We start from the raw sequence: 2,299 nt of genomic DNA, 5'->3' as shown, positions 1-2,299 counted from the left end.
CCACCAACATCACCCCGTGGGCTGCGAGATCGACTGACGATCACAACAAGGAACTGGCTCTAGAACTGCCTGGACCGGTTATCGGGGACCTGCCAGGTCGATGGTGGCTCGGGTGAAGTCGACGGCTTTGGCGCAGATGTCGGCGAGGGGTGGGGGACTGAAGGGGATTGTGACACTGGTAGCGACATGAGCGCGTCCGGAAACGACGATTGCTGTACATTCGTCAGATCCGCCAAGGGTGCCCACCGCGACTTGGCGCCCCGCAACGCTTTCATCGGGGAACCACTCGATGATCCCGCTTTGACGAGGCTTGTATTCGCTAAGTGCCTGTGCATTTGCGACGTACTGGGAAAGCAGCCCGCTGTTGTTGCCTATGTATCGCCACTCGCAACCTCGAATCGTTTGGTTATTCGCTGCCGCGGCATCGCGTGCAGTTGAAGGGTCCAGATCTGCCGAATTCAGTATCGAATCTGTTGCAGCTGTGCATGGTTCGTAGGTTGTGCCGTCATTCCCAGTGTTCCATCGATCAGGAAACGCTGTATCGAAAGGCAAATGGCGCCCGCTATCGTCTGTCTGTCTGATCGCTGCCTGCGTAGCTCCAGGCAGCGTGCGGGCGTGTTGAACGACTGGCGTACCTTCGATCGAACAGCCTGTCCCCGATGCCGTCAATGACCCTGCAAGGATGGCCACGGCGAGCCATCGACTTCTACGCACGAAGGTTGTGGGCGCCAGCTTCGTCGGCGCGATGAAGTTCAGTGTCGGCTGATTCGCATTGGCTAGCTAGGTTGTAAAGAGCATGCGACTGTTGCATTAGCTGCCCTCTCCAAGCAACGACCATCGGTGCAAGACTTGAAGATAGACTTTCACCCTCGGTCACCTCACCGTAGTAGTTGTAGCGAGCCACTCTCTCCAGTATTTAGCGCGCCCTCTCCAAATCCGCCGCACACTCCCTTTGCCACCTTGGCCCGCTGTTGCCATTCCGCGCTCGTGAATTGAACGACCCCACCCTCGGGTGCGGAGTTCTGGGGGGTGACGGTCGGGGTGCCTCCGATGGGTCCGCGGCCCGGTAGGTTCACGGTCCCGCTCGGGAGCAGTCGGAAGTCCGTCAGACCGTCTCCCTCGTGATTGTCGGGCTGCGGCCCGTCTCCGTGGGTTCGTGCAGGCTGATTCCAGCGACGGGGGTGTAGTCACGAACGGCAATCGTGGCCTCCGCGTATCGGTCTGACTGATCTCGACTGGCAGCGCATCGCCGCTCGGTGCCGTGCGATGGCGTGTCGGTCCACCGAGTTGCCGGTACTTGCGATCGCTGTTTTCAGCAGCGCAGGAGTAGGGATGGCAGCGCAAGAGTTTCATTCCGGTATCTGGTCGATGGTGGCGCGGGTGAAGTCGACGGCCTTGGCGCAGATGTCGGCGATCGGTGGTGTGTCGAGCGGAATGGTTACCTGGGTGATGACACTTGAACGCCCTGAGGTGACAACCGCCATGCAAAGGTCGGGACTCGTGAACTTGCCAACGGCAACTCGACGTCCGGCGATCGACTGATCAGGAAACCATTGGGTGATGACTGACTGTCGCTTCTTATAGACGTCCAGCGAGTGCGAGTTCCCGACGAACTGCGACAGTGTCGCCAGAGGGCGATCAGAGTAGTGCCAATCACATCCACGCGCGGTCTGAAAATTCGCAGCCGCGGCGTCACTTGCCGTCTGCGGGTCCAAGTCGAACTCGAGAAGGGTCGACTCCGGCACGGACGTGCATGGTTCGTATGTGGTCCCGTCGTTGCCGCTGTTCCAACGGTCGGGAAAGGTTGTCCTGAACGGCAGAGGCCTACCGTTGTCGTCAGTTTGTCGGATCGTGACCGGACTTGATGTGGCCATTTTCCCTGCAGTTTGAGCAACCGGCGTGCCCTGTGCTGAGCAACCGCTGACCGACGCAGCAATACAGCTGCACAGGAGGAGCGTCGCGAACCGATAGCGATTATGCGTGAAGGTCGGCCGCACTCTTTTGGTCCGCACCATGAAGTTCGCTGTCCGCGCCGTCGCATTGGGACGCCAGTTGGGTGAGGGAGCGGATCTGATCCGCCAGCGCGTCGCTCCAGGAGTCGATGACGCCGACCAGGCGGGAGTACACACCGACGCCTTCACAGACTTCACCGTAGAAGTTGGAGCCGAGCGTCCGATCGAGTTTGGATCGTGCCCTCTCAAATTGGCTCTTCCGGATTGACGGTGCGTGAAACAGGTTCTACTGACCCCAAGATGTAGGTCGGATTTGCGGTGTGAGCCTGCGTGATGTGGGCGGGTCC

At 59.8% G+C, this 2,299-nt stretch carries 2 protein-coding genes; both read right to left on the bottom strand.

Annotated features, from left to right (window positions below; translation table 11 throughout):
- Nucleotides 1-78 precede the first annotated feature (78 nt).
- Nucleotides 79-690: a DUF3558 family protein gene (locus tag ACWDSI_RS20400; protein ID WP_449757677.1), complete on the bottom strand. Its 612-nt coding sequence runs from the start codon at nt 688-690 to the stop codon at nt 79-81.
- 659 nt (nt 691-1,349) lie between these two features.
- The gene (locus ACWDSI_RS20395) at nt 1,350-2,015 is read right to left on the bottom strand and encodes a DUF3558 family protein (RefSeq protein ID WP_449757678.1); all 666 of its coding nucleotides are present in this window, start codon (nt 2,013-2,015) and stop codon (nt 1,350-1,352) included.
- Nucleotides 2,016-2,299: the final 284 nt, after the last annotated feature.

It is taken from the genome of Gordonia sp. NPDC003429 (assembly GCF_053588575.1).
This window is presented reverse-complemented; position numbering and strand designations above follow the sequence as displayed.